Source organism: Staphylococcus sp. 11262D007BW (assembly GCF_053547815.1).
Genome location: NZ_JBPWPJ010000001.1, coordinates 1,587,932 through 1,614,671 on the forward strand (window position 1 = coordinate 1,587,932; position 26,740 = coordinate 1,614,671).

Annotated in this window: 28 protein-coding genes and 1 riboswitch; of the genes, 7 read left to right on the forward strand and 21 right to left on the reverse strand. The window is 35.7% G+C overall.

Features of this window, described 5'->3' with window-relative positions; all coding sequences use genetic code 11:
* Nucleotides 1-72 precede the first annotated feature (72 nt).
* From pcp to ACEE93_RS08015, 7 genes are all read right to left on the reverse strand, one after another.
* Nucleotides 73-714: a pyroglutamyl-peptidase I gene (gene pcp, locus ACEE93_RS07985; RefSeq protein WP_449155075.1), complete on the reverse strand. Its 642-nt coding sequence runs from the start codon at nucleotides 712-714 to the stop codon at nucleotides 73-75.
* A gap of 17 nt (nucleotides 715-731) precedes the next feature.
* Nucleotides 732-1,658 (reverse strand): DUF979 domain-containing protein, encoded by a 927-nt coding sequence (locus ACEE93_RS07990; RefSeq protein WP_449155074.1) that lies wholly within the window; start codon nucleotides 1,656-1,658, stop codon nucleotides 732-734.
* Nucleotides 1,651-2,346 carry a DUF969 domain-containing protein gene (locus ACEE93_RS07995; protein WP_449155073.1) on the reverse strand — a complete coding sequence of 232 codons (696 nt, stop codon included), beginning with the start codon at nucleotides 2,344-2,346 and terminating at the stop codon, nucleotides 1,651-1,653. The genes ACEE93_RS07990 and ACEE93_RS07995 overlap by 8 nt, the downstream gene beginning before the upstream one ends.
* 116 nt (nucleotides 2,347-2,462) lie before the next feature.
* Nucleotides 2,463-2,669, reverse strand: a complete 207-nt coding sequence (locus tag ACEE93_RS08000) for a hypothetical protein (RefSeq protein WP_449156487.1) — start codon at nucleotides 2,667-2,669, stop codon at nucleotides 2,463-2,465.
* Nucleotides 2,670-2,820: 151 nt separating this feature from the next.
* Nucleotides 2,821-3,774, reverse strand: coding sequence for an LCP family glycopolymer transferase (locus tag ACEE93_RS08005; RefSeq protein ID WP_449156488.1), 954 nt, complete (start codon nucleotides 3,772-3,774; stop codon nucleotides 2,821-2,823).
* Nucleotides 3,775-4,062: 288 nt separating this feature from the next.
* The gene (locus ACEE93_RS08010) at nucleotides 4,063-4,860 is read right to left on the reverse strand and encodes an inositol monophosphatase family protein (protein ID WP_449155071.1); all 798 of its coding nucleotides are present in this window, start codon (nucleotides 4,858-4,860) and stop codon (nucleotides 4,063-4,065) included.
* A gap of 339 nt (nucleotides 4,861-5,199) precedes the next feature.
* Nucleotides 5,200-5,937: a CPBP family intramembrane glutamic endopeptidase gene (locus tag ACEE93_RS08015; protein WP_449155070.1), complete on the reverse strand. Its 738-nt coding sequence runs from the start codon at nucleotides 5,935-5,937 to the stop codon at nucleotides 5,200-5,202.
* Nucleotides 5,938-6,034: 97 nt separating this feature from the next.
* On the opposite strand from ACEE93_RS08015, the gene ACEE93_RS08020 reads away from it, so the two are divergent.
* Entirely contained in the window at nucleotides 6,035-6,379 is a 345-nt protein-coding gene (locus tag ACEE93_RS08020; RefSeq protein WP_449155069.1) for a hypothetical protein, read from the forward strand.
* A 109-nt stretch (nucleotides 6,380-6,488) separates the two neighbouring features.
* Here ACEE93_RS08020 and ACEE93_RS08025 read toward each other — a convergent pair whose 3' ends face one another.
* Nucleotides 6,489-7,877: an amino acid permease gene (locus ACEE93_RS08025; protein ID WP_449155068.1), complete on the reverse strand. Its 1,389-nt coding sequence runs from the start codon at nucleotides 7,875-7,877 to the stop codon at nucleotides 6,489-6,491.
* Between the two features lie 310 nt (nucleotides 7,878-8,187).
* Here ACEE93_RS08025 and ACEE93_RS08030 point away from each other — a divergent pair, with 310 nt between their 5' ends.
* From ACEE93_RS08030 to ACEE93_RS08040, 3 genes are read left to right on the forward strand one after another with little or no spacing between them, the layout of a single operon-like run.
* Entirely contained in the window at nucleotides 8,188-9,036 is an 849-nt protein-coding gene (locus tag ACEE93_RS08030) for a formate/nitrite transporter family protein (protein ID WP_449155067.1), read from the forward strand.
* 30 nt (nucleotides 9,037-9,066) lie between these two features.
* Nucleotides 9,067-9,393: a hypothetical protein gene (locus tag ACEE93_RS08035; RefSeq protein WP_449155066.1), complete on the forward strand. Its 327-nt coding sequence runs from the start codon at nucleotides 9,067-9,069 to the stop codon at nucleotides 9,391-9,393.
* Nucleotides 9,394-9,404: 11 nt separating this feature from the next.
* Nucleotides 9,405-9,587: a hypothetical protein gene (locus ACEE93_RS08040; protein ID WP_449155065.1), complete on the forward strand. Its 183-nt coding sequence runs from the start codon at nucleotides 9,405-9,407 to the stop codon at nucleotides 9,585-9,587.
* Nucleotides 9,588-9,654: 67 nt separating this feature from the next.
* Here ACEE93_RS08040 and ACEE93_RS08045 read toward each other — a convergent pair whose 3' ends face one another.
* The 5 genes from ACEE93_RS08045 to ACEE93_RS08065 all read right to left on the reverse strand — a co-directional run bounded on the left by ACEE93_RS08045 (nucleotide 9,655) and on the right by ACEE93_RS08065 (nucleotide 13,014).
* Nucleotides 9,655-9,834, reverse strand: a complete 180-nt coding sequence (locus ACEE93_RS08045; RefSeq protein ID WP_449155064.1) for a hypothetical protein — start codon at nucleotides 9,832-9,834, stop codon at nucleotides 9,655-9,657.
* A gap of 14 nt (nucleotides 9,835-9,848) precedes the next feature.
* The gene (locus ACEE93_RS08050) at nucleotides 9,849-10,487 is read right to left on the reverse strand and encodes an HAD-IA family hydrolase (protein ID WP_449156489.1); all 639 of its coding nucleotides are present in this window, start codon (nucleotides 10,485-10,487) and stop codon (nucleotides 9,849-9,851) included.
* A gap of 65 nt (nucleotides 10,488-10,552) precedes the next feature.
* Nucleotides 10,553-11,386, reverse strand: a complete 834-nt coding sequence (locus ACEE93_RS08055) for a VOC family protein (protein WP_449155062.1) — start codon at nucleotides 11,384-11,386, stop codon at nucleotides 10,553-10,555.
* An 81-nt stretch (nucleotides 11,387-11,467) separates the two neighbouring features.
* On the reverse strand, nucleotides 11,468-11,740 hold the full coding sequence (locus ACEE93_RS08060) for a hypothetical protein (RefSeq protein ID WP_449155061.1): 273 nt from the start codon (nucleotides 11,738-11,740) through the stop codon (nucleotides 11,468-11,470).
* A 329-nt stretch (nucleotides 11,741-12,069) separates the two neighbouring features.
* Complete coding sequence (locus ACEE93_RS08065; protein ID WP_449155060.1) at nucleotides 12,070-13,014, reverse strand: bile acid:sodium symporter family protein; 945 nt, start codon at nucleotides 13,012-13,014, stop codon at nucleotides 12,070-12,072.
* A 791-nt stretch (nucleotides 13,015-13,805) separates the two neighbouring features.
* Between ACEE93_RS08065 and ACEE93_RS08070 the strand changes: the two genes are divergently transcribed.
* Nucleotides 13,806-14,336: a hypothetical protein gene (locus ACEE93_RS08070; protein WP_449155059.1), complete on the forward strand. Its 531-nt coding sequence runs from the start codon at nucleotides 13,806-13,808 to the stop codon at nucleotides 14,334-14,336.
* Between the two features lie 59 nt (nucleotides 14,337-14,395).
* Here ACEE93_RS08070 and ACEE93_RS08075 read toward each other — a convergent pair whose 3' ends face one another.
* The 6 genes from ACEE93_RS08075 to ACEE93_RS08100 all read right to left on the reverse strand — a co-directional run bounded on the left by ACEE93_RS08075 (nucleotide 14,396) and on the right by ACEE93_RS08100 (nucleotide 22,126).
* Nucleotides 14,396-14,887, reverse strand: coding sequence for an SRPBCC family protein (locus ACEE93_RS08075; protein ID WP_449155058.1), 492 nt, complete (start codon nucleotides 14,885-14,887; stop codon nucleotides 14,396-14,398).
* A 118-nt stretch (nucleotides 14,888-15,005) separates the two neighbouring features.
* Nucleotides 15,006-16,334 (reverse strand): Na+/H+ antiporter NhaC family protein, encoded by a 1,329-nt coding sequence (locus ACEE93_RS08080; RefSeq protein WP_449155057.1) that lies wholly within the window; start codon nucleotides 16,332-16,334, stop codon nucleotides 15,006-15,008.
* Between the two features lie 107 nt (nucleotides 16,335-16,441).
* Nucleotides 16,442-16,554: riboswitch (SAM riboswitch) on the reverse strand.
* A 55-nt stretch (nucleotides 16,555-16,609) separates the two neighbouring features.
* Nucleotides 16,610-17,737, reverse strand: coding sequence for an amidohydrolase (locus tag ACEE93_RS08085; protein WP_449155056.1), 1,128 nt, complete (start codon nucleotides 17,735-17,737; stop codon nucleotides 16,610-16,612).
* A gap of 157 nt (nucleotides 17,738-17,894) precedes the next feature.
* Nucleotides 17,895-19,130 carry an imidazolonepropionase gene (gene hutI / locus ACEE93_RS08090; RefSeq protein WP_449155055.1) on the reverse strand — a complete coding sequence of 412 codons (1,236 nt, stop codon included), beginning with the start codon at nucleotides 19,128-19,130 and terminating at the stop codon, nucleotides 17,895-17,897.
* Complete coding sequence (gene hutU / locus ACEE93_RS08095; protein ID WP_449155054.1) at nucleotides 19,130-20,797, reverse strand: urocanate hydratase; 1,668 nt, start codon at nucleotides 20,795-20,797, stop codon at nucleotides 19,130-19,132. The genes hutI and hutU overlap by 1 nt, the downstream gene beginning before the upstream one ends.
* A gap of 18 nt (nucleotides 20,798-20,815) precedes the next feature.
* On the reverse strand, nucleotides 20,816-22,126 hold the full coding sequence (locus ACEE93_RS08100; RefSeq protein ID WP_449155053.1) for a YjiH family protein: 1,311 nt from the start codon (nucleotides 22,124-22,126) through the stop codon (nucleotides 20,816-20,818).
* Between the two features lie 356 nt (nucleotides 22,127-22,482).
* Between ACEE93_RS08100 and ACEE93_RS08105 the strand changes: the two genes are divergently transcribed.
* Nucleotides 22,483-23,361, forward strand: a complete 879-nt coding sequence (locus ACEE93_RS08105) for a LysR family transcriptional regulator (RefSeq protein ID WP_449155052.1) — start codon at nucleotides 22,483-22,485, stop codon at nucleotides 23,359-23,361.
* Nucleotides 23,362-23,571: 210 nt separating this feature from the next.
* Here ACEE93_RS08105 and hutG read toward each other — a convergent pair whose 3' ends face one another.
* Nucleotides 23,572-24,504, reverse strand: a complete 933-nt coding sequence (hutG, locus tag ACEE93_RS08110) for a formimidoylglutamase (RefSeq protein ID WP_449155051.1) — start codon at nucleotides 24,502-24,504, stop codon at nucleotides 23,572-23,574.
* 349 nt (nucleotides 24,505-24,853) lie between these two features.
* On the opposite strand from hutG, the gene ACEE93_RS08115 reads away from it, so the two are divergent.
* Nucleotides 24,854-25,858 (forward strand): CPBP family intramembrane glutamic endopeptidase, encoded by a 1,005-nt coding sequence (locus ACEE93_RS08115; protein WP_449155050.1) that lies wholly within the window; start codon nucleotides 24,854-24,856, stop codon nucleotides 25,856-25,858.
* A gap of 134 nt (nucleotides 25,859-25,992) precedes the next feature.
* Here ACEE93_RS08115 and rpiA read toward each other — a convergent pair whose 3' ends face one another.
* Nucleotides 25,993-26,679, reverse strand: a complete 687-nt coding sequence (rpiA, locus tag ACEE93_RS08120) for a ribose 5-phosphate isomerase A (RefSeq protein WP_449155196.1) — start codon at nucleotides 26,677-26,679, stop codon at nucleotides 25,993-25,995.
* Nucleotides 26,680-26,740: the final 61 nt, after the last annotated feature.

The following is a 26,740-nucleotide window of genomic DNA, read 5'->3' on the forward strand; positions in this document are numbered from 1 at the left end:
TGTTAACCATTTTTGTTTAATTATTTTTTAAATATAGTATTTTTTTGCCTATTAAAGGGTTAATTTCCTTATTTAATGGGTTGAGCCGAGCGCAATATTATTATCCTCATCAAACTTTAAACATACTTTAATGGCTGCTTCTAACCCTTTAGTCATCAATGCGACAGACATCGATGGCTTGCCAGGTTTATCCACTACTTGTTTTGGCGCAAATGGCACATGAATAAACCCTGTTTTTAACTGCGGATAAGTCGTTTCAGCAAGATATGCCAATTGGTACATGATATGATTACATACAAACGTTCCAGCACTATTGGACAAACTCGCTGGAATATCACAGTCACGTATCGCTTCCACCATTCTTTTCACTGGTAACTTTGAAAAATAGGCCGCAGCACCATCTTTTTGAATCGGTACATCAATCGGTTGTTGCTTTTGATTATCTGGAATACGTGCATCATCGATATTAATCGCCACACGCTCTGGTGTGATACCATATCTTCCACCAGCCTGTCCTACTGCAATGACGATATCATAGTGATGTTTAGCGAGATGTGCTTTAATCACTTCAATACTTTCGTCAAAAACCGTTGGAATTTCTAATTTGTCGATTCCATGCCCCTCAATGTTGGATGGTAAATGTTTAACCGCTTCCCACGCTGGATTCACTGTCTCTCCATCAAACGGATCAAAACCTGTTACTAATACCTTCATTGTTCTTCCCCCTTTATTTAAAATGCTAAAAGATACATCAATACAATATGCACCACTATTAAAATAAGTGCCATAGGTATTTGTGCTTTAATCACTGCTAATTCATCTTTCATTTCTAATAAAGCGACAGGCAATGTATTAAAATTAGCGGCCATTGGTGTTAATAACGTACCACAAAAGCCACCTGTCATCGCTAACGCACCAGCAATTGCCGGATCGCCTCCAATTGCAATGACAAAAGGTACACCGATACTTGCTGTTATAACGGTAAAGGCTGCAAAGGCGTTCCCCATTAACATCGTGAAAAGAACCATACCAATAATATAGGCCGCTGAACCGATTAAGGCATTGCCTTCAGGTAATAAGCCTGTTATCCCTTTTGAAATCGTCTCGCCTACTCCGCTCACTGTAAATAAAATACCAAGTGCTGCTAAAAATTGGGGTAGAATCCCAACCGTTCCAATTTGCTGCACTAATCTATCGCTATCGTACAATCCTACTTTCGGTTTTGGTCTCAATACTAGATAAGCGACAAACAACGCGATGACAGAAGAAAGGCCTATACCAATGGCTCCTCCAAGCGGAGTCCATGTTGAAATTAATACTGCCGCTAAAGCCAATACAATAGCTGGGATAAATAACTTCAGTCCATATTTAGAAGCATGTTGCGCTTCTTCTTCCGCATCAACTTCCACAATACGACCTAATTTCACGTTTTTAGTGATCGTTAAAAACCCCATCGCTAAAACCAATACGCCATTCACCCAATTAGGTATGTAAGGTCCAGCGATAAACGTAAATCCAAGTATGAACCAAAATAGCGCAGTACCGATACGCTTATCATTTTGTTTCAATCGAATAACACGCCAACTTGTATAAAAAAACTGCAATCCGATTAAAATGTAAAACAGTTCTAATATCTTATTAATTGTCATTTCACTCATCATTTCGACCTACTTTCTTACCATATTTTTTGGCTAGTCGACGATCGAATAAAATATTTTGAACGACCCCGATAACTAAAGTAACGATTGCGATCGGTATAGAATATAATGCGATTCGAACGGCAGTCACATCCATATTCAAGGAATCAAAGGTTGAAACAATGAGTAATACACCCGACGCACCGACAAATAAATTTTGACCAAAAAAGTTACCATAGTTTTCCATCGCAGAAATATGTGCTTTTAGTTTTTCTTCATCCTTTGTTTCCAACTTCTGTTTATATTTTGTTTTCGCTGCAGCTTGCACCATCGGATTCATTAATGGACGGACAAATTGAGGATGTCCTCCAATCCGAATAGAAGCTAAACCAGCAATCTCGCGAATCAATAAATAGAGCGACATAATACTCCCTGCTGTGATGCCTTGAATTTTATGTATCAATCGGGTTGCTTGCGTTTTTAAGCCAAAACGCTCAATCATACCCACCATTGGCAATGTCAATATGAACAGGGTTACCATGCGGCTATCTACAAACGCACCTCCTAATGTATCTAAGATGTTCATGATATTCATATTAGAGACAAGTCCAGTTACCACTGCAGCAATAAGCACTGTACCGATTGTGTCCCATTTAAAATAAAATCCTAATATGATAATGACAATACCTATTAATTTAAGCCATTCCATCAAATCCCCCCTTGTGTCATTATCATACAATAATAAATACCAAATTTGTTGGAATAATCTTAAAATTTTAAATTTAATGGATGAATTTATTGCTTAATTAAACTAAAAAAGTGACACTAATGTGCTGCAAAACGCCCGAAAAAAGCCCAGGACGCATCAATTAGAAAAACAATTGCTGCTTCCTGGGCGATTTTGTTCGGGCCAAACCGCTTTCTTCCACACTTTGTTTTTAATCCGGCTTCAGAAAGCAGAAATTTCAACAGAACTACGCAAGGCGCAAAGATTAAAAAAACAATCTTCGCTTCTTGCTTGATTCTGCTCAATTTCTAAACGCTTTCTTCCGCACTTTGTATAATCCGGCTCCCAATTGCAGGATTCTCGATAATACTACGTGACGCGCAAAAATCAAAGAGCGATTTTCGCTTGTCCCTAGGTATTACTTCGAACCCTAACCGCAATTGTCCGCACTTTGTTTTAAATACCTAAATTATCTCGATACATTTGTACTAATTCTTGTTTATTATTTTCATCAGGGATGAAGTAATATACCCCATCATCTTGGATACCACCAGAACCTTCTAGTGTATGACGATTTACTGTATCATTCGCATCCTTATACTTACTGCGAATGGTATTAAGTTCTCCTAGTGATAAATCTGTCGTTACATTGTTGCCAAGTTGGTCCATTAATGCATTGAAATTCGTAATAGAAGAAACGCCAGAAAGTTTATTCGCAAGCCCTTGTAGTACAAGTTGTTGACGCTCTTGACGACCAAAGTCTCCACCGGCCCCTTCTTCTTTACGGCTTCGAATAAATGCCATGGCCTCTTCACCATCTAAATGCACTTGTTCACCCTCATTAAATTGATGGTTATTAACTGAGAATGTTGCATTACTAACGACATCAATGCCACCTAACGTATCAATAGTTTCTTTTAGACCATCCATATTCACTGTCGCATAATGATCTATAGGTACATTCATTAAACTTTCTAATGATTTTACTGCCATATCAGGACCACCATAAGCGTAGGCATGATTTATTTTTTCAGTCGTTCCTTGCCCTACGATCTCTGCTTGTGTGTCACGCGGTATACTAATCATGTCAGTCGTTTTCGTTTTAGGGTTCACAGATAATAGCATAATTGTATCACTACGTTCACCGCTTCCCTCACTTTCACGTACCGAATCCGAATCGACACCAAATAATGCAATAGAGAAAGGTTCTCCTTTATCTAAATCCACCTCTTTAGATCGTAATTCTGAATAGTTGCGATCTAATGGATTATGAATTGCACCACCTACTGCAAAAATTTTAAAAGCCAAATAAGCGATCGCAATAATTGCTAAAATAAATAAAATACCTACAATCCATAATAAAGCTTTAACAATCGGATTTTTCTTTTGCTTTACTCTTTTATATTCCACACAGCCCACTCCATTCTTTATAAGGTGTCTATCAAAGAGAAAGACACTACACTTAACGTCGATGGAAGCCTTAATTATGGCTTGTTAGTCATTTCAACATCAATGCGTTACATTAAGTTATTGTCTTTATCTCATTTGCTAGTCAATATGCCATACGTGTGTGAAGAGAGGTTGAGACACCGTTAATCGGTTTCCCAGAGCATTAATGCTTGATATCTCAACCCCTACTCTTTTATTTTTATATTCTATCCAATTTTTTATAAAATGAAATCCGCCTTAAGACGCAAATTAATTTTTTTGGTAACCGCCATCTTTATTTAAAATTGTTAATATTTCTTCATAGCAGCCTGGATTACTAATAATAAAAGGACCACCTTTTGTAAAATCAATCGGTTCCTTATCAAAATTAGTCATTTTGAGCCCAAGCTCGCTTGCAAATAAAAATTGTGCACCGATATCCCAAGGTTTTGCGTTTGTATGAATGTGCGCACCAAATTGTCCTGTAATGACTCTTAGAGAATCTAAACCACAAGCCCCCATCAAACGAAAGCCGAATGAAGCATCTAATAAATCGTGAATCGTGTGGTCGTTCATCACTTTATTATTAAAGGAAATCATGACATCTTTTAATGGTTGCACTGCTGGTGGTGCTATCTTTCGGTCATTCATAAATACACCGTGATGTCTTACTGCTTTATAAATGTGACCTCGTGGATAATCATATATGTATGAAAGGACAGGTTCACTATCGATAAAATAACCTATAATAATACAAAAATCATTTTGTTGTTTTACCAAGTTAGCAGTCCCATCTATTGGATCAATTAACCAAGTGTGTCCTGTTTTTAATGTATCGGTATCATGATGAAACTCTTCACCGTACAGTTGATGATCTGGATAATAGCGGTTTAAAAATGTTTCAAACTGTTGTTCTATCGTTTCATCTACATTTGTCACAAGGTCAAAACGATTGCCTTTATTGTCTGTTTTTAAAGTATTCATTAATTCTGGGATGAGTGTATCTAATGTTTTAAGCCACTCATGAATCTGTTTATCAATATTATGTAATTGATTGTCTGAAATCATAACATCTCTCCTCCATTTGATTATATTATACTGATATACATAATAACCAACAATCATAAAAAAACCGGATGACTCGAGTCAACCGGTATAGAAAGGAAAGTAAGTAATAAATATTGAAGATGTTAAAACTAGAACTAGTACAACTCATCCATTTCAAACACTATCGCCATGATAGTTACCCCTCATTTGAATAGATATCGTACCATCCCCCTAGCAACTAAATTAACTATACCACACCTTAAAATAATTGTAAACGCTTTCTAAAACTTTTTCTTTCTTAATTTAAAACTATTTTGTGGTCTTCGCTTACCTGCTCACGCGGAACAACATATTTTCTCTCTAAAATATTAAGGTTAATAAAAACGAAATAAAGTTATTCAATACGTGGAAGGCGATTGTCACACCTAAATTACGGCCACTTTTTAAATATAGCCATACGATAGGGACTGCTAAGATAAGGTAATCAATTATTTCAAAAGGAGACTGCGCCCCTAAAATATGTAAAGCCGCAAAGCCCACAACCGAAATAACCGCCATCACTTTAAAATTGAATTTCTTGCCAAGTTCACCAATAAGTATATGACGGAAAAAGATTTCTTCAACAATTGGACCTAAAATGACGATAAATGCAAAGCTTAATGGAAGCAATGCTGTATTATTAATCATTTCATTAATAATCATTTCATTTTCAGACTCGGCATATTGAAATGGTTCAGGCAACCATGGTTTTAAAACATTGTAAAGTACTGAAACGGCATATGTAATAATATACACACCCACAATCCATTTCCAATATGTTTTAATGCCTTCTATACCTGCTAAAAAACGTGTCTTCATCGTTTTTAAGTGTAATAACCAAAAACTCAGGATAACAAGTAAATAACTTATTACAGAAACTACCATCGTTAGTACGATGCCATATGTTAAACTAGTTTCTGTTATCTCACCACCATTTATAAGTGTGGTGCCAATAGATATACTGAAAAAGATAAACGCTAAAACAAATTGTGAGACAAGCACAATCGGAATTAACCATAAATCTCTCCACGCTATATCTCTCCAACGATAAGCTGTCATAAAATCACTCTCCTTTAATATATTAACTTTCAGATAATTAAGTAAAATTCTATCTCATGTGTTATACTATAATATATTAATCGAAAGGATGACAACTATGAATCTACACTCTATTCCTACTTATTCTGAAGCCATAAAGCATTTAGCTGAATTACTGCATCAAGCTACTTTTTTTGATTTACACTATTTATCAACATCATTTGATGATCGCGCTGCACTCGATCAACTTCACGAGCTTGTTTCAAGTTATTATCAACAAGCACCCCGTCCTGATACATTGAACTTCACACCACCCTATTTTTATGAAGCGTACTATCAATGTTTAGACAATCTTTATCACAACCCTCTCATTCGTATTGATTATGGCAATCAATCCCTCGTTAATCGCGGATATATTACAGTGATACAAACCGCACAGCAGCACCTTTCACTCTCTCAATAATTTTTTCAAAATAAATAGAGGTTAAGACTTAGCGCATTGATATGCATCGCTTAGTACAAGCTTTGCATGATTCAACGTACTTTTAGTCTTAACCTCTAAAGGCTCTAACTTATAACATTAAATCTTTTTTATCGCGTTTATGATAACCACGCATAAAGAAAAATGCTGACATAAATCCTAAGAAGATAAATCCGATAATCACAGATACGCGTGTTTCAACATTAATAATCATCCCTACTAATACAAGTAGTAAAAAGACAATTGTTAAATAGTTTGTAAACGGCGCTCCTGGCATTTTAAATGGATGATTTTCTATTTTTTCTGGATATTTACGTCTAAATTGAATATGACTGATTAAAATCATAAACCACGGTACCATACCTGGTAAGATTGATGCACTGTATACATAAACGAAAATACTTTCAGATCCTTCAATAATCATTGGTAACACAATATTTAAAATAACCCCTATAAAGATACCAATGGATACTGCAAGAACTGTGTAGAATGGTACTCCATTTTTCATAACTTTTGTGAATATTTTTGGTAATTGACCGTTTTGAGCTAAAGTGAAAATCATACGACTTGAACTGAAAATACCTGAGTTACATCCTGACATCGCTGCAGTGATCACAACAAAGTTAATTAAACCAGCCGCGATTGTAATACCTACCTTAGCGAATGTTGCCACAAACGGACTACCAATATCTTGTAGTTCATTCCAAGGATAAACTGTAACGATGACAAAAATAGCGCCTATGTAAAAAATAAGAATACGCCAAATAACACCGTTTACCGCTTTCTTAATGTTCTTTTGTGGATCTTTCGTTTCTCCAGCTGTAATCCCTATTAACTCTACCCCTTGATATGAGCCAATAACAATAGATAACGCAAAGAAAAAGCCAATCCAACCATTTGGTAAAAAGCCACCATGCTCAGTTAAATTACTTAACCCGATTGGATTTCCGCCGTTCCCTAATCCGAAGAAAATCAAACCGAAGCCAGCAATAATCATTAAAATAATTGTGACAATTTTGATCATTGCAAACCAAAATTCAAACTCACCAAATGCTTTAACTGAAATCGCGTTAGCTGCTGTTAATAATACTATAACGATAATACCTGGTACCCAAGACGGTAATTCTGGCCACCAAAACTTCATGTATTCTCCAACTGCAATAACTTCAGACATACCAACTACAATCCACTGAAATATATTCGCCCAAGATGTAATATACCCCGCTACTGGATGAATGTAGTCTGTTGCATAGTTAGCGAACGAACCTGTTGTTGGATAAAGATAAACCATCTCTCCCATCGCGCGCATCACTAAGAATAAAAATAACCCCGCTATTAAATAAGCGAAAATAACTGATGGACCTGTCCACTCGATTGTACTTGATGCCCCCATAAATAGGCCAACACCAATTGTGCCGCCAAGTGCAATCATTTGAATCTGACGTGAACTGAGGCCTCTGTGTAATTCATTGTTTTCCATAACAATCCTCCATCTCTTATTGAACCCCTATTCAAAATATTAAAACTACATGGCGCTATTATACTACAAATCGAAAAGAATAGAAGCATTTTCAGTAAAAAAATGTAAACGCTTTCCAAATTAATTAAGATATTATTTTATATTTACATCATTCTTGTTGAATCACCGCATTTTTCATGTAATGAAGGAAATATTTATATTTGCTGAAAAATGTCATAATATAGTCATAAAAATTTATTGTGAATCTATTCACAATAAATATCACCTTTTTTATAATAGATATATTACGTTAGAAAGGAAATATCGAGTTATGGAACATAAGAACATTAAATGGGATAGTATTTTTTATGGGAGAGAATGGGTTGCGAATATTATAGACACAATTAATAAAAAGGATGTATTACAAAGTTTTTATCTCAAACGTTATCTTTTTCGTGCGATGATGGCCGGATTTATTATTAGCATCATTACCGTGTTTGTATTAATGGTTAAATCAAGCTTAGCACCTGATTTACCACCTGGATTAGTGAACATATTGGGCTCAATTGCATTTAGTTTTGCGCTTGTGTTAATTCTCTTCACTAATTCCGAATTATTAACAAGTAATTTTATGTATTTTACAGTAGGATTATATTATCGTCTCATAAAGCCAGGCCGTGTTCTTAAAATATTTTTATTATGCTTTTTCGGCAACATTTTAGGTGCCGTTATTTTATTTGGTTTAATGCGATTAACAAACGTGATGACACCAGATATGATTAATATGTTAACGGACACTGTGCATACGAAATCAGTTACGTTTAGCTTTCAAAATATATTGGTTCGAGCTATTTTTGCCAATTTCTTTATCAACATTTCTTTAGTTATTGCTATGCAAATTGATGACGTCTTCGCTAAAATGTTTGTCATGATGTTTGGTGTAACGATTTTTGCATTTATGGGCTATGAACACGTCGTTTATAACGCTTGTTTATTTATTGGCACATTATTTTATAATTTGCCTTCCCTTGAAATGGGTCATGTCATTAAAAATATTATCGCCGCATTTATCGGAAACTATATAGGCGGGGGTCTAGTGATCGGATTATTTTATGCTTATCTCAATGACCATGGACAATTTAAATTGATTAAGAAAAATAAGAAATCTAATATGCTATAATAAGGTCATTAATTTAAAAAGGAGCGACTTATGACTCAACAACGTCTTATCAAAGGCCTATTTATCGGAATATGTTTAGGGCTCATCTTTTTCTTCGCGAATTGGATGAGTCAAACCACACCGCTTATGCCTTTAATTACCAAATCTATTTTAATTGCGATTGTCTTTATTGTACTGTATGTATTAGTATTTAGTTTACTAAGTTCTGAACAACGTAAATTACAATATGGACCGCCTCTTATGATTTGTGTCATTCTTGGGATTTTGGCAGGGGTTTGGTTAAACTTAGAACTTATTGGCGCATTAGTTGGCATCGTCATTGGTTTACTGATAGGCTATATTCGTGGTCGTAAATAAAGGAGCTTATTATGAATACTTTAACTTTAGGCATTATCATTATTGTTATTTTATTAATCAGCTTTATACCTAACGCAATCATGGCATACAAAGCCACTAAAGAAGGCGTACCAAATACCCGCTATAAGTTAATGGTCGGTGTCGATGGTATTTTACTTGTTCTTATTATAGTAGCCCTTTACTTTATGTTATAGCGCACATTATTAAAACGATGAATAAAAAGTAGCATTGAGTCATTTAATACTCAATGCTACTTTTTTGTTATATTTTACCTTGTAGAAAAAAGTAATATACAAGTACTGCACCTAATAAATACAACACCACACCAATGATTGCCGAACGAATATGAACTTTCATCGGTATGTGTTTTTGAAAACGTGGCGCAAGTATAAGGTTGCCACACAGAATAATGAGTGGGCCAACGATAAATAATACAATCATCTCACTACTCATAACTACATCCCATTAAAATATCGAGAAACCACAGTAGATAAATCGATATCCTTTGCTTTAATTGGTAAATGTGAAAAATCATTAACTTGTGTCATTGCATTGGTGTTAACAATAACATCTAATCCTGCAGTTACCGCTGCAGTAGCGCCTCTTACTGAATCTTCTATCGCTAAACAATGAGCTGGGCTATAATTTAATGCTTGAACCGCTGTTAAATATAAATCTGGTGCAGGCTTTACCGCTTCCACATTTTCACGTCCTTTAACGACAGAAATATAAGAACCAATCCCTAATGATTCAATATGTTTTTGGACTTGCTCACGACTACTACTTGAAGCAACCGCAATCGGAATATGTCGAGCATGTAAGGTCTCTAATAACTCTAATACACCTGGACGTAAAGGTAGATGGGCAGCACTTTGATGATGTGCTTCATAAATTCGGGAAACATGATCTTCCCCTAATAAATCAACTAAATATCTATGCAATGGCAATGCACGTCCACCGATATTCGAGCGATAGAATTCAATCGTAATCGGCTCATGCCCATCCTCAGTAAGGTGTTGATTAATCGTTTCAAATAAATGTTGTTCAGTATCAATAATCGTACCATCAAAATCAAAAATGGCTGCTCGATACATGATTTGACCTCCTAAGATGCGAATTGCCCTTAGTGTATCAAATCTTATTGAGCAATTCATTGAAATTATTCAAAACCCGGTTGAAGCGTCGCAAATTCGAACATAATTTTATTTTGACGATAATACAGAGATTTGAACCATTTACGATCAATCATACCTGAATGTCTACCTGGCAGTTGATCATGAAGTTGGACTAATTGATTTAAATGATCTTCATCTTTTGTCGCAAAAGCATGATGATGCACATAACCTCTACCAGGTCTTACGTTTGGTCCATCTTTTTGAATAACTACTACATCAGAGTAATACCCTTGTTCATCAAGTGTATAGACCGTTTCGTCATCTTTATATTTTAATTTAAAGCCCAGTTCTTCTGTTAAATAAGTCGTTGTTTTTGCAGGATCTTGAACGTGTATTTCAATAGGCCCCATGCCTAAGATTTGATACGCCTCAGGTATGTCACTTTGCGTAGGGTTTTCCCAAGTTTCTGGTATAGTAGCATCTTGATTAGCTATCAGCACAAAAGATAAAGATTCTGGATCATCAAAATAAAGTGCGGGTTGACCTAAATAATAACCTTTTTCTATATTTTGCGCTTTATCTTGCAATCTTTTTTCAAAGTAATCTAACGCATTTTCATCTCGAACCAATAAACCGATCCGTGCTATCATATTTGTGCCTTTACGCATCATACCAGCGTTAGGAATTTCAAAAAATGTAAGTAATGTGCCTACTGAGCTTCGATTATCGCCATAAAACAAGTGAACCATTTGATCGTCATCTTGATTGACTGTTTCTTTTGCCAGCTTCAAACCAAGTACATCCATGTAAAAAGCTTTGTTTTCATCTACATCTTTTGTATACATTGAAATATGATGATGTCCTGTAATATGCGTCATATAAATGCTCTCCTTTAAACGTATTTTTATAGTTTTAAGTATAATTTTTATACCGTTAATGTTCAATCTTTTTGCTTAACATTAAACACATAGATAATATACCCCTAAAATAAGTGCAATTAGACCAATATTAATAGGAAAAATAATACTTTGAATTAAATGACGTTTTAACATAGAAAGCTGTAGACGTTGTAGGCTCGTTTCAATTAAAAAATTAAATAAAGTGACACAAAGAATTAACGTAATAATAAAGCTGAAATGAAAATGATAAGCTGTGTTGAAACCTACAGATAAAATCAGTAAAGTTACCCCTAAAACGACTGTCATAAAGTATTGATTTAAAACTTTCGCCATGTTAACTCCCCTTTTTAACCGTACGCTTAAATTTAAAATGGTTATTTTAAACTTTATTTTCGCACAACCTAACCCAACTGTAAATTAACACGTTAAAAAGAGGTTGGTACAAAAGCGTTCAGGGTTTGAGCAGAAGCGAACGAAATAAAGAACGACTTCGTTGAGTTAGTCGTTCTTACAAATGTGTCAAAGCACATTTGATCATTTATAATCCGTCAAATTTTGGCGAATCGTGAACTTTCTGCCGAAAATCCTGCTTTTGGGAGACCGTTAATCGGTTTCCCAATGCATTAATGCTTTAAATACCAGCCCCTTGCGCTATTAAAAAATTATGCTGTTTCTTTACGAGCTTTACGAAATAGGTTTGATGTCCAAACTTTAGCGAGTAACGGACCACTAATACAATGAATAAAACTAAAGACTGCCCCCGGAACTGCTGCTAGCGGATTAAAATGAACTGTGGCTAGAGACGCTGCTAAGCCAGAATTTTGCATACCCACTTCAATGGAAATTGCTTTTTTATCAAACGTATTTAACTTAAAGACATGCGATAAAATATAACCGATGAAATAACCTAACAGATTATGTAAAATCACAACTAGAAAAATTAATGCGCCTGTTTGAAATAACATTTCCTTACTACCAGCAATCACTGCTCCTAAAATAATAGAAATCGCAACGACTGATACAATAGGTAAAATATCCTCACTCTTTTCAGCAGCTTTTTTAAAAATCTTTTGAATCACAAGTCCGATGATAATCGGTACAATGACTACCTTAATAACAGATGAGAACAAACTTAAAAATGAGACACTCATCCATTGATTTGCGAATAAGTACATTAATGATGGCGTCAGAATCGGTGACAACATTGTTGAGACAGAGGTAACCGTAACCGACAATGCGACATTCGCTTTTGCTAAATAAGATACTACATTACTTGACGTACCACCTGGACAACATCCTACGAGCATCACTCCTATCGCAATCTCTGGAGGAAGTTGAAACCCTTTAGCAATACCAAACGCTAATAAAGGCATAATCGTATATTGTAAAACTACGCCGATCACTACCGGCTTAGGTTGCTTTAGTATTAACTTAAAATCCTCTAACCGAATTGTTAAGCCCATTCCCAACATAACGACCCCTAGTAAATACGGAATAAATGGTCCGAAACTTACAAATGTACTCGGCACTAAAAATGCAAAAACACTAACGACTAACATCCATAACACAAATGTTTTCGATGCAAATTGACTGACTTTAACAAGCATTTGAAACACTCCCATTTTCTTAATAATCTGAATATTAACATAATTAGTTAGTCGTAGCAATATCCTTTTTAAAGAATAATAGAAAATAGTCGTTTTAAACGATTTTGTAATCGTTCAAAACGAAAAGTTCGCATGCATAACGGGCACTAACTCTCTGCGTTCGAAGTTAATCGAGGTTCGCCTGCTCATCTTCATTCGCATGCATAACGTGCACTAACTCTCTGCGTTCGAAGTTAATTGAGGTTCGCCTGCTCGCTATTCGCTCGCATGCATAACGGGCACTAACTCTCTGCGTTCGAAGTTAATTGAGGTTCGCCTGCTCGCTATTCGCTCGCATGCATAACGGGCACTAACTCTCTGCGTTCGAAGTTAATTGAGGTTCGCCTGCTCGCTATTCGCTCGCATGCATAACGTGCACTAACTCTCTGCGTTCGAAGTGCACGTAATTGTCCACACTTTGTTTATAATCCGGCTACGTGCTGCAAAACTCTCAACAAAATGAGACGCTTCACTAAAACCAAAGAACGGTTTGAGTTCAGCGCTCGATTTTGCTCGAGTTCTGACCGCAGCACTCCGCACTTTGTTTAATCCGGTTCCCAATTGCAGGGTTCTCGATAATACTACGTGACGCGCAAAAATTAAAAAACAATTTTCGCTTGTCCCTAGGTATTACATCGAACCCTGAACGCAATTGTCCACACTTTATTGGTATTTCGATCTTAAGACCTACTGCTTTTTTTAGTACTTAGTGATAAGATATATATAACAAAAATTTAAGATGAGGAATTATAATGATTATTGATAAATTAGAATCCTATACGTTACATATTGACCAAGCTGCTCATTTTTTTACACGCCGAAAAATACTTAAATTACTTGCTCAACTTAAATCACAATTTCATTTCAATGCTGAATTTATTAAAGTTCAAACATATTATTTATTACGCGTTGATTTGCCTAAAAAAGCACTACCTTACTTAATTAGTTTTTTAAGCTTTCATAATTTCATTTTTAATCAAATCATATTAACGAAACATGAGCGCAAAATGTTATCTTCTTCAAAATTCAATAGCTTTGAGAAGCATTTTGACATTTTGATTGATGGCTTAAGTGATCTATTTATTAAAGATAAAGTGATTGATGTCTTAAATAGCTTTAAAGATAGAGAGATTCAATATAGCTTTTCAAATCATGTTTTAAAAGTCACTACAGAACCTAAGACTTTCGGTTTATTGATTCAAAAACTTGCAACTAGCCATATTGATATTTATCACGCTAGTCTGCCATTAAGAGGGTTCCAAAATAATGTTTTATCATGTTAAAAAAGGTGTTTCATTGTAGCATGCATGTTCTGCATTCTATCATTGAAACACCTTATTTTTTAAACCTCTTCTTCGCTCGATTCAAGTTGATGTTGTAATCGATCAAACATCAATTCAAATCCATGAGCGGTATGGTCATGATATTCTTTTTTCTTTTGTTTATACTCTAGGTTAGTTAAACGTCGCTCTTTACGTATAACGCCTCTATAAGTAAAGTTCATTTCAGTAATGCCAGGACTTCTTTCTTCAAAGTGTACTTCAATTTGATCCACTTCGTCACTTAATTCCGGCATTTGAATGGTTTTAATAATTTCAAAATCTGGTATTAATGAAGCATAAGTTCCAGTAATAACAATTTCTTTATGATTTCTTTGATCAACAATTTTGTAGTGGCCACCTTCGCTCATGTCACTATGCGCTGTTTGATTTGTTCTAGGCGTAGTCATAAACCACGTTTTTAAATAAGCCGGCTCTAGCCATGCATTATATACTTGAGAAGGAGCTGCCTTCATTAATCGAACAATATTAATTTCTACCCATTCGTTATCCATAGGTTGCAATGTATTCACCTCAGTTCTTTACAAAAGTTGTTATAACTATTGTATCGCAAAATCTAGTCATTTGGCAGTACAAGCGTATTATTTATTGGCGCACATTCACATAGATCCTTTATGATTTAACGTTATCGGTCTTTTGATTTGAGCGTTTTAACTTAGGAAGGTTAAAAAATATTGCGACCAAACCACATATTGCAAGGATAATTGGATATATTGAATAAGGTAACAGCATAACTGGCGAAAGGCCTGCAACACCCGCAGCCGCAATTAATTGAGGACTATACGGAATAAACCCTTGAAATGCACTACCATAAATATCTAAAATACTTGCCGACTTTCTCGGATCAATATCGTACTCTTCTGCTATATCTTTCGCAAGAGGGCCAGTCATTAATATTGAAATGGTATTATTTGCAGTCGAAATATCTGCTACACTGACTAATCCCGCAATACCAAGTTCCGCACCACGACGAGTTTGAATACGATTTTTAACAAAATTCAGCAGCCATGTTACGCCACCGTAATATTCAACTAAACCAATCATACCGCCAATTAACAAAGCAATGATGGCAATATCTTCCATACCAATAATACCTTCTGAAGCCGCTTTTAAAAATTCGGCTAAATTAAAATCATGCTTCAATAAGCCAATTAAACCGGATAAGAAAATACCGCCCAGCAATACTAAGATAACATTAATACCAATAATCGCTAAAATTAAAACGAGTAAATACGGAATGACTTTAATAATATCAAAGTCATAACTTTTAGCTGTGTCCATATGGTTATTAAATGTTAAAAACCATAAAATCACCATTGTCACAATCGCACCTGGGATGACAATTCGAAAATTCACTTTAAACTTGTCGCTCATTTTTGTTTGTTGTGTTCTAACCGCAGCAATGGTTGTATCTGAAATCATTGATAAATTATCGCCAAACATCGCACCACCTACTACTGTGGCCATTGTTAATGCAGATGGGATGTCAGTTGCTTGGCTAATACCAAAGCCTACTGGTGCAATCGCTGCTACAGTACCAACAGAAGTCCCCATAGAGATCGAAATAAACATACAAATTAAAAAGATACCCACAATTAAAAAGTTTTGAGGGATAAATGATAATCCTAAATTTACGATAGATGTGACGCCACCCATCGCTTCAGCTGTTTGAGAAAAGGCACCTGCTAAAATAAAAATTAACATCATCAATACGATATTAGGGTGCCCTGCACTTTTAGCAAATACTTCCACTTTATCTGTAAATTTTGTTTTTGGTTTAAGTAATAAAGCCACAATAACGCCAATAATTGCTGCTACGTTTAACGGCATAAACGTAAAATCTTGTGTAATAATCCCTGCTCCTAAAAAAATACCTATAAATACGATTAAGGGAATTAACCCCCATGCATGACCTTTTTCTTTCTCGCTCTGAACTGACATGAAATGACTCCTTATAAAAAAATTGAGATCAATTACTTCTTAGATTAATGCGTTACCATTCCATTCTAAAAAGTTAAGACCTCAATTCGCATCTCGGTTTATATCACTTCTTATCTTCAGTAACCATCCTTTAAAATAATGATTACTTCTGGAATTGGCACACGCTTATCATGTTGCCGAAGTATCAACGGGCCAGTCCCTCCACTTCTCTTGATATGAAGTATTTGATTATACTATTCAAACATTACACTAAAACATGCAATGCGTCAAACACTTTAAGCATCTTCTAATAAACGATTTACGAATGTTACAAAGTAATCTGGCACTTTATCTAATATCGCTTCATCGGGATTAAATTTTGGATGATGTAAAGCATAGTCACTTTCTGAACCAATCATCGCAAAGTGAATAGGTGCTACGCTCTGATACCCTGAAAAATCTTCACCAATAGCTAGCGCACGTGGTAGTACTTCAGCATTATAACCCACTGATTTCGCGACATCTATTGCCATTTCTTGCAAATCTGCGTCATTTTCGACTGATTGTGTAATGCGTTGATAATTCAATTGAACGTCTACATTATATTGTTGGGCTATCCCATTACAAATACGTTCCATACGTGCTTCGATTTTATCTCTTACACCGGCCTCAAATGACCGAACTGTCCCTTCTAAAACAGCTGATTGCGGTATAACATTCCATGTATGACCGCTTTCAATACGACCAATGGTAACTACCGCTTCTTCATATGGTGCAATATTACGGCTCACAATGGTTTGTAATCCTGAAACCAATTGTGCTACGACCACTTGTGGATCGTTGCCATCCTGTGGCATTGCAGCATGTGCCCCTACACCTTCAATATTAATTGTAAAACGGTCTACATTGGAGGTCATATGGCCTGATTTTGCGCGCCATTCACCCACTTTTAAATCCGGATCATTATGAAAACCAATAATCGCTTTAGCCCCGTCTAATAAACCTGTTTCTGCTAATTTAACGGCACCATAACCGATTTCTTCCGCTGGTTGAAAAATAAAACGCACGCGTCCGTTCAATCGTTCTTCCTGTGCTTTTAAGCGTATTGCGGTACCAAGAATTGACGCCATATGTATATCATGTCCACAAGCATGCATGTCACCCTCATTGTGTGATTTAAATGATAAATCCGTTGCCTCTTGTATCGGTAAAGCATCAATATCTGTACGAACGGCGACCATGTTCTCCCCTTGACCAATCTCTGCGATAAATCCAGTTTCTAAAGGTGCATCTAAAATATTAATATCATAATCATTTAAAATACCTTTTAGCTTAGTCGTCGTATGATATTCATTCATGGAAGTTTCAGGTGTTTGATGAAATTCACGACGCCAATTTTTAAGTTGCTCAGTTAAATCTGCCATTATCATCCACTCCCCTTTTGTCATACTATTCAAATTATTTTAATATACCTTTAGTGTAGGATGTCTTTACTTGTTTGACAAGCTACGCATAAAAAAAGATTGAGGCATCAAGCATGAGCACTTGTGCCTCAACCTATTATTATAGTTCTTCTAAGACTTATGAAAGTGATAAGTCGCGATTAACAATCACTTTACCATCTTTAATTACTTTTTCAGCATGATTAATACCATAGTGGTAAGGAATATATTCATGGTTTGGTGCATGCCATACAACAATGTTCGCTTTGTCACCTTCATTAATTGTACCTGCATCGACATCAATTGCTTTCGCTGCATTAACAGTGACCGCGTTCCAAATCTCATTTGGTGATAATTTTAATTTAAGTGCTGCAATCGCCATTACCATTTGTAAATTGTTTGTTACACAGCTACCTGGGTTGAAGTCTGTTGCCAATGCAATGGCACCATTGTTGTCTAACATGCCTCTTGCATCTGCATAAGATTCTTTACCTAGATAGAATGTTGTTCCTGGTAATAGTACAGCTACTGTATTAGATGAATCTAATTTCTTTTTGTCTTCGTCACTAGATGCCACTAAGTGATCTGCAGAAATCGCATTTTCATCAATTGCTAAACCTAAGCCACCTAAAGGATCGATTTCATCAGCGTGAATTTTAAGTTGGAATCCTTGTTCTTTAGCAGCTTCCATATAGCATTTCGATTCTTCTATTGAAAATACACCTGTTTCACAGAAGATATCCGCAAAGTCTGCATATTCTTTTACTTCTGGTAATAAATCAATCATATCTTGTAAAAATTGTTCGTTTGATTCTGCTTCTTTAGGTACAGCGTGTGGCCCTAGGAAAGTATGACGCATATCTAAATTATATTTGTCTTGTAATCGACGTGACACACGTAATTGTTTAAGTTCATTTTCTTTATTTAAGCCGTAACCACTCTTACTTTCAACTGCAAGGACACCATGATGAATCATTGTTAGTAAATCATGTTCAGCTTTTTCAAATAACTCATCTTCACTTGCTTTACGAGTGGATTCTACTGTTGATAAAATGCCTCCGCCTTGTTCAAGAATTTCTAAATAAGATACCCCTTGGCGTTTTAAGCTCATTTCGTGTTCACGTGAACCACCGTGGACAAGGTGCGTGTGTGCATCAACTAACGCAGGAGACACGACTTTGTCAGAAGCATCAATTGTTTCTTTTGCTTCATATTCGTCTGTATATGGACCAGAATAAACAATTTTTCCATCTTTTACGACTACTGTTCCATTCTCAACAATATTTAATTCATCCAACTCATCCCCTTTTAATGGGCGATCTGTGGATTTGGGTAAAACTAACTCTTTAATATTTTGAATCAATAAATCATTCATTATTTTTCATCACCTTTACCTGTAATCATTGGAATATCGACACCTTTTTCTTTTGCCGTTTCAATCGCTGTCTCATAACCTGCATCAGCATGTCTTACTACACCCATACCCGGATCTGTCGTTAATACACGTTGTAATCTTTCTTTTGCACGATCTGTACCATCTGCAACGACAACCATACCAGCATGAAGTGAGTAACCCATACCTACACCACCACCATGGTGTACAGAAATCCATGAGCCACCTGCTGCTGTATTCACTAATGCGTTTAAGATAGCCCAGTCACCTACAGCGTCAGAACCATCTTTCATTGATTCTGTTTCACGGTTTGGTGACGCCACTGATCCAGAATCTAAATGATCTCGACCAATAACGATTGGTGCTGAAATTTCACCTTTACGTACTAATTCGTTAAGTGCTACACCCATTTTAGCGCGGTCGCCATAACCTAACCATGCAATACGTGATGGTAAACCTTGGAATGAGATTTTTTCAGACGCCATATCTAACCAACGATTTAACTTTTCATCTTCTGGGAATAGTTCACGCATTAATTCATCAGCACGCTCGATGTCTTTTGGATCACCTGATAATGCCGCAAAACGGAATGGTCCTTTACCTTCACAGAATAATGGGCGAATATATGCTGGTACGAAACCAGGGAAATCAAACGCATTTTCTAAACCTTCATCGAAAGCAACTTGACGAATGTTATTACCATAGTCAAATGCAATCGCACCTTTTTGTTGAAGTTGTAACATCGCATCAACATGTTTTTTCATTGATGCTTTTGATAACTTCACATATTCTTCTGGATTGTCTTCACGTAATTTGTCAGCTTCTTCTAAAGAATAACCTTCAGGAACATAACCATTTAATGGGTCGTGTGCTGACGTTTGGTCTGTTACAATATCAATTTTGAAATCACGTTTAATGATTTCGTGATGTACTTCTGCAGCATTACCTACTAAACCAATCGCTAATGCTTCCCCTTTATTTTTAGCTTCTTCAGCTTTTTCTAACGCTTCATCAAGTGAGTGTGTAATGATGTCACAGTAACGAGTCTCGATACGTTTTTCAATTCTTGAAGGGTCAACGTCTACACCGATTACAACACCTTCGTTCATCGTTACAGCAAGTGGTTGAGCACCTCCCATACCACCTAAACCAGCAGTTAATGTAATTGTTCCTTTTAATGAACCATCAAAATGTTGGTTAGCAAGTTCTGCAAATGTTTCGTATGTACCTTGCACAATACCTTGTGAACCAATATAAATCCAACTACCAGCTGTCATTTGACCGTACATCATTAATCCTTTTTTATCTAGTTCATTAAAGTGTTCCCAATTTGCCCACTTTGGTACTAAGACAGAGTTAGATAATAATACACGTGGTGCTTCTTTGTGTGTTTTAAATACCGCAACTGGTTTACCAGATTGCACAAGCATTGTTTCATCATCTTCTAAACGACGTAACGTATCCACAATGGCATCAAACGCTTCCCAGTTACGTGCCGCTTTACCAATTCCGCCGTAAACGACAAGTTTATCAGGATGTTCTGCTACTTCTGGATCTAAGTTATTGTATAACATTCTTAGAACCGCTTCTTGTTCCCATCCTTTACATTCAATTTCTAACCCTTTTTTAGCTTTAATTTCTCTAGACATCTCACATCGCTCCTTCGATTAAAATAATAATAAACTAAGTGGTATAGCAATTAATAATGTTATTGCGACACGAATGAACCAAATCACAATCAATTTCCAAATTGGTATTTTAATTTCTGTTGCTAAAATACATGGCACCAATGCCGAGAAGAAAATGATTGCTGAGACACTCGTAATCGCGACCACAAATTTAACTTGAATAGCCGCTTGAGCCACAAGTAATGATGGTAAAAACATCTCAATAACTGAAATAGCCGAAGCTTTAGCCAATAAAGCTTGATCTGGAATTGGAAAAATATATACAAATGGATAAAAGATATAACTCACCCAATCAATAATTGGCGTATAATTTGCGAGTAGTAATCCTATAAATCCAATTGATAAAATTGACGGTAATATCGCAATCGTCATTTCCAATCCGTCTTTCACATTTACCCATATATTTTTAAGTAAAGGTAAAGACTGATGAGATTGTTTTTTAGCCTCATCCCACGCTGCTCGAAGGCGACTCCCTTCGATTTGGACTTCTTTTTGACCTTCCTGTCCACCATAATATTTTGTAGATTCAAGTGATATCGGTGGAATATGCGCCGAAATAGCTGTTACAGCAAAGGTAATGACTAAGCAAGTCCAAAAATACAAGTTCCAATGATCCATCAAATCTAAAGTACGTGCAACAATGACCATAAAAGTGGCCGACACTGTCGAAAATCCAGTCGCGATAATCACCGCTTCTTTTTTGTTGTACATACCATCACGATAGACACGATTGGTAATGAGCAATCCTAAAGAATAACTACCTACAAACGATGCAACCGCATCTACCGCAGACTTCCCTGGTGTTTTAAACACAGGTTTCATCACTGGTTCCATAATTACACCGATAAACTCTAATAGCCCATAACCAACTAATAGGGACAAAGCGATCGCACCAATTGGAATTAAGACGCTTAATGGTAACATTAACTTATCAAATAAGAATGGACCGTAATCAGGATTAAACAAGATTGCAGGTCCTATGTTAAATACGTACATAAACCCAATAATGGCACCTAACACTTTAAAAATCACAATAACGCAGTCTGTAAATGATTTTTTAAATTCAAGACGTATGATAGGTAAAACTGCACCGAATATTATCATTAATAGTGCAACATATGGCATAGCCGCGCCTAACATTGCCCTAATGCCTAAATGTGCATGATCAACAAGAATTGTGTTTGTCCCGTTAATCGTCACAGGCACAAAAAAGCAAATAATCCCTAAAGCACTATAAAGCCAAAATTGCCACATATTTTTACCTTTAATTGATTTCTCTTGTGATGTCATTTGAACACCCCTTTGTTTAGTTCAAACCAATAAAATATGTGTCATAGTGTTCGGTTGTCGTGCTTCATTGTTGAAACGAATCAACCGTCCACAATTCATTTTTAATAATTTAGAAAAAACTGATAATTAATCGTATAAATAATACATATTTATTGGCCATACACTGTTATTCAATTTTCACCGTGCAACGTTCACATTGAATGCCCCATCATCCAATGTTTCTTTCTCCCATCTCTTTAACACGTTAGATGAAGCGTTGTCCATCAACACTTCTATTATAATATGATATGCTATTATTAACCAATATAAATAAACTAATTATTAATAGTTTCAAGTTATAAATGAAGGGGAATCCTATGAAAATCATCCAATTAGAATACTTTATCGAAGTCGTTAACCATAATAGTTTTACTAAAGCAGCCAACGCACTTCATATTAGTCAACCATCTCTAACAGCGACTATTAAAAAAATGGAAGAAGACTTAGGTTATCCATTGTTAAAACGTACGACAAAAGAAATTTCAATTACGGAAAAAGGCATTCAATTTTATAATCATGCCGTCGATCTCGTTCAACAGTATCACCAGACGCTTGAAAAAATGTACGATTTAAAATTAAGTCAAACACCTAAAATTAAAATGTCCATTCTTGAATCAACAGCACATTGGGTTTCTGTGTTAATCAGACAGCATAACCTCAATAATCCTGATCAACACTATCAAATTCTTGAAATACTAGACCCTCAACAACTCACGCAACGATTAGTGAATTTTGATATTCATATTGGGTTATCAAATGATGAAATCAAACATGAAGACATTGTGTCGGTCCCATTATATAAAGAAGATTACGTTTTACTTACACCGAAAGATGAGTATCAACACCAAAAATCCATTTCCATTAAACACTTACCACTAATTGTTCCTAATCGTCGTTATCAAGTGCGCAAACATATCGATGATTACTTTACACGTTTAAATGTTAGACCCAATATTGTTATGGAAGTGGAACGGTTTGAAGTGGCGGCCAACTTTGTACGCCAACGCATGGGTTATGCAGTGATTCCAAGAGTGTATTATCAATCGTTTAACACGAATGCTTTAAATGCGATTCAAATTCGCCCAAATATGAAACGCCAAATTTATATTAATTATTCACGTAAACGTCAGTACAACCAACAAGTTCTCGAATTAGTTAAACTATGTCAACATTATTGGCAACATATTAAATCATAAAAAACGCCCAGGTCACAAAAATTGAAAAACCAATTTTTGCCTCCTGGGCGATTTTGCTCGGGGCCAAAGCGCTTTCTTCCGCACTCTATTGTAATCCGGCTCCCAATTGCAGGATTCTCGATAATACTACGTGACGCGCTAAAATCAAAGAGCGATTTTCGCTTGTCCCTAGGTATTACATCGAATCCTGAACGCAATTGTCCGCACTTTTTATAGATAGTGTATGAAGTGGGTTAACATGTGGCCGACGAGTTTGGCTGTGCGTTGGTCGATGTCATATTTTGGATTTGTTTCGGCGATGCTGACTGATGTTACTTTATCAGATTCTAAGATACGTTTAGCTAGTTCTAAAACAGTAAATGGTGTTAAACCAAATACTGCATTAGCACTTACACCAGGGGCATAGGCACTATCTACTACATCCATACAAATTGTAAATAAAATAATATCATGTTGGTTAATAAATTGATCTAATTTATCTTTAATACGTGGATGAATGTTATCGATCATTTCTTCGGCTAAAACAAATTCTGTGCCTGTTTTTCTAGCGTAATCGAATAAGTTTGGTGTATTGCCTGGTTTTTGTATACCTAATACAAAATAATCTAATTGATCATCTTGCTCTAACATTTGACGAAAACTTGTACCAGATGTAGATGATTCTTCTTTACGATTGTCAAAATGAGCGTCAATATTAATTACACCAATGGATTGATTAGGGTTGGCTTCACGCACACCTAAATATTGTGCATAAGCAATATCATGGCCGCCTCCTAATAAAAATGTACGTTGATTGTTTTGTAATAATTGTGATACGTATTGACCAAATTCACGTTGCGTGTCTATTAATGCTTCATGATCATGTTCGACATTACCATAGTCAATAATATTCGTTTCAGTTGCTGCAGGTAAACCAGCGAAAGCTTGTTTAATCGCATTAGGGCCTTCTTTTGCGCCCACTCTTCCTTGGTTTAATTCTACACCTTTATCAATGGCATAGCCTAGCATCGCAATCCCGTTAGGGTTGTTTTCTACTTTATTAATATCTCCCAATTGAATTGTTTGAAAGTGACGAAAAGATGCACGATCTGTCTCACTATCTAAACGTCCTGACCATAATGACTCATCTGGTTGAATATACATAATTTTCCTCCTCTAATCACATCACGCATTTTTCTCTAATCAATTCATGTGAGTTCATTTTTCACTATACATTATATCCTAAAATGACATCAACAAACTTTTAGGAAATTTTGTGAACACAAAGTGAATCATGTTTTTATGTCACCGTCTAGATATGACGTTTTATTACATTTACATTATAAATTCGTATAATCAATTTATTTATCTTCAATATCTCGTTATAATAGGGCGTATAATTCATATAAAATGAGACCATATACAGTTAATATAAGTGAACTTTGTCAAAACATACTTAATTAACGCAATATGTCATATGTTAAGAACTTTTGCAAACTACGGAGGATGAGTTATGAATCGGACACGCATTTCAGGGTTTCAATGGGCTATGACAATTTTTGTATTTTTTGTTTTATCCTATGCTAGTCCTTTGATTTTACAAGATTTTCAAGAAACATCCGGTCTAAAATCTTTTGTTTTTTCATTAAATAGTTTAGGACCGTTTATCGCAGCACTTTTATGTTTACTCTTTTTCAAACATAAAAACGAACAACTTTTTGGTTTAAAATTTTCGATTAATTTAAAGGTTATTGAGCGTATCTTACTCGCTTTAATCATTCCATTAGTGATTTTTATTATTGGTATGTACGCCTTCAATACGTATTCTGATAGTTTCATTCTTTTACAAGCTAAAGATTTATCAGAAACTATTTGGGCAATCTTAATTGGTCACATACTTATGGCCTTTTTCATCGAGTTTGGTTTCCGAGGTTACTTATTTAACATTGTGGAATCAAAAGTGCCACATTTATTCGCTAATATTATCGTCAGTGTGCTTTATTTAGTTTGGGACATTAATACAGCTTTCGGTATGCCATACACTATGTATAGCGCTATCTTTGTTTTCTCTTTTTCAATGATTGCAGGAGAACTTGTCAAAGGAACAGGCGGTCGTGCTATTTACGCTGTTACTATTTTCCACGCAGCCATGACATTTGCTAAGGTCTTTTTCTTTAGCGAAGAGCTCGGCGATGTATTTTCAATGAAAGTACTAGCTTATGCGACTGCAGGTGTAGCTATTGTTGTCATTGTTTTAGGATTATTAATCAGTATCTTCACACCACGTCGTAAAGGTGAAGATGATGATACACCAATCTTCATGGATACGACAGAAACTGATGCTGAAACTCAAGCAGAAGAAGGCATCCCATCATCTGCCAATGAAGAAGTAGCGTCACCGGAAACAACAGACGATGTATCTGAATTTCCTTCAGAGAGTGACAAAGACACAATGACTCATACGTCAGATGCACAAACTGATGTATCCTCAATTGAATCAAATCATGACTCAAAATAATGAAAAGAACGGTGAAGCACACTACTTGAATAGTAGGCTTCACCGTTCTTTATTAATACAAGTTTCGTTACAAAAACAGAGCTGAGATATAAAGCGTTAATGCTCTGGAAAACCGATTAACGGTGTCCCAACCTCTATGCCTCAATGATTTTATTGCCTGTCGTTGTACCTACGATGACTTTATCCACACTATCTAAAAAGAACCCTGTTTCAAGGACACCTGTTAAATGTATTAAATATTCATGTGCTTGGTATGGATCGACATCTGATGGTAGTACACAGTCTAAAATATAGTTCCCATTATCTGTAATTAGAGGCGTATCTTCAACCATACGTCTTTGTACATCATTTTTAAAATAAGCTTCGATCTTTTTGGCAATTTGTAACCAATTAAAACGATCCACTTCAACTGGTAATTTAAATCCTTCACCTAAACGATTCACCATTTTTGTTTCATCTGCTAATACGATAAAATAGTCTGCGAATTCATCAATTACCTTTTCTCTAAATAGCGCACCACCGCCACCTTTAATTAAATTCAAATTAGGGTCAATTTCGTCTGCCCCATCAATGGCAAGGTCTATTTTTGAGACATCATTGATATGTTCTATTGGAATATCCCAAGATTTTGCTTGATATTCAGTGCGTTCAGAAGTACACACACCCTTTAATTGATAGCCTTTATCTTTAATCAGTTTACCTATTTCAGGGACCAATAATTCAATCGTGCTTCCTGTACCAATGCCAAGCGTCATACCATCCTTAATATATTGAATGGCATCTTCTATCGTATTCTGTTTTAACTGTTGAATATCCATGATTTTCCCCACCTTTAAGTTTAAAACCTCAGTAGTATTCACTCTCATTTTACATTAAATGGCA

Excerpts from the sequence above, each read along its gene's own strand:
- pcp (WP_449155075.1), bottom strand. The coding sequence starts at position 714 with ATGAAGGTATTAGTAACAGGTTTTGATCCGTTTGATGGAGAGACAGTG.
- ACEE93_RS07990 (WP_449155074.1), bottom strand. The coding sequence starts at position 1,658 with ATGAGTGAAATGACAATTAATAAGATATTAGAACTGTTTTACATTTTA.
- ACEE93_RS07995 (WP_449155073.1), bottom strand. The coding sequence starts at position 2,346 with ATGGAATGGCTTAAATTAATAGGTATTGTCATTATCATATTAGGATTT.
- ACEE93_RS08010 (WP_449155071.1), bottom strand. The coding sequence starts at position 4,860 with ATGATTTCAGACAATCAATTACATAATATTGATAAACAGATTCATGAG.
- ACEE93_RS08015 (WP_449155070.1), bottom strand. The coding sequence starts at position 5,937 with ATGACAGCTTATCGTTGGAGAGATATAGCGTGGAGAGATTTATGGTTA.
- ACEE93_RS08020 (WP_449155069.1), top strand. The coding sequence starts at position 6,035 with ATGAATCTACACTCTATTCCTACTTATTCTGAAGCCATAAAGCATTTA.
- ACEE93_RS08025 (WP_449155068.1), bottom strand. The coding sequence starts at position 7,877 with ATGGAAAACAATGAATTACACAGAGGCCTCAGTTCACGTCAGATTCAA.
- ACEE93_RS08030 (WP_449155067.1), top strand. The coding sequence starts at position 8,188 with ATGGAACATAAGAACATTAAATGGGATAGTATTTTTTATGGGAGAGAA.
- ACEE93_RS08035 (WP_449155066.1), top strand. The coding sequence starts at position 9,067 with ATGACTCAACAACGTCTTATCAAAGGCCTATTTATCGGAATATGTTTA.
- ACEE93_RS08040 (WP_449155065.1), top strand. The coding sequence starts at position 9,405 with ATGAATACTTTAACTTTAGGCATTATCATTATTGTTATTTTATTAATC.
- ACEE93_RS08045 (WP_449155064.1), bottom strand. The coding sequence starts at position 9,834 with ATGATTGTATTATTTATCGTTGGCCCACTCATTATTCTGTGTGGCAAC.
- ACEE93_RS08050 (WP_449156489.1), bottom strand. The coding sequence starts at position 10,487 with ATGTATCGAGCAGCCATTTTTGATTTTGATGGTACGATTATTGATACT.
- ACEE93_RS08055 (WP_449155062.1), bottom strand. The coding sequence starts at position 11,386 with ATGACGCATATTACAGGACATCATCATATTTCAATGTATACAAAAGAT.
- ACEE93_RS08060 (WP_449155061.1), bottom strand. The coding sequence starts at position 11,740 with ATGGCGAAAGTTTTAAATCAATACTTTATGACAGTCGTTTTAGGGGTA.
- ACEE93_RS08065 (WP_449155060.1), bottom strand. The coding sequence starts at position 13,014 with ATGCTTGTTAAAGTCAGTCAATTTGCATCGAAAACATTTGTGTTATGG.
- ACEE93_RS08070 (WP_449155059.1), top strand. The coding sequence starts at position 13,806 with ATGATTATTGATAAATTAGAATCCTATACGTTACATATTGACCAAGCT.
- ACEE93_RS08075 (WP_449155058.1), bottom strand. The coding sequence starts at position 14,887 with ATGGATAACGAATGGGTAGAAATTAATATTGTTCGATTAATGAAGGCA.
- ACEE93_RS08080 (WP_449155057.1), bottom strand. The coding sequence starts at position 16,334 with ATGTCAGTTCAGAGCGAGAAAGAAAAAGGTCATGCATGGGGGTTAATT.
- ACEE93_RS08085 (WP_449155056.1), bottom strand. The coding sequence starts at position 17,737 with ATGGCAGATTTAACTGAGCAACTTAAAAATTGGCGTCGTGAATTTCAT.
- hutI (WP_449155055.1), bottom strand. The coding sequence starts at position 19,130 with ATGAATGATTTATTGATTCAAAATATTAAAGAGTTAGTTTTACCCAAA.
- hutU (WP_449155054.1), bottom strand. The coding sequence starts at position 20,797 with ATGTCTAGAGAAATTAAAGCTAAAAAAGGGTTAGAAATTGAATGTAAA.
- ACEE93_RS08100 (WP_449155053.1), bottom strand. The coding sequence starts at position 22,126 with ATGACATCACAAGAGAAATCAATTAAAGGTAAAAATATGTGGCAATTT.
- ACEE93_RS08105 (WP_449155052.1), top strand. The coding sequence starts at position 22,483 with ATGAAAATCATCCAATTAGAATACTTTATCGAAGTCGTTAACCATAAT.
- hutG (WP_449155051.1), bottom strand. The coding sequence starts at position 24,504 with ATGTATATTCAACCAGATGAGTCATTATGGTCAGGACGTTTAGATAGT.
- ACEE93_RS08115 (WP_449155050.1), top strand. The coding sequence starts at position 24,854 with ATGAATCGGACACGCATTTCAGGGTTTCAATGGGCTATGACAATTTTT.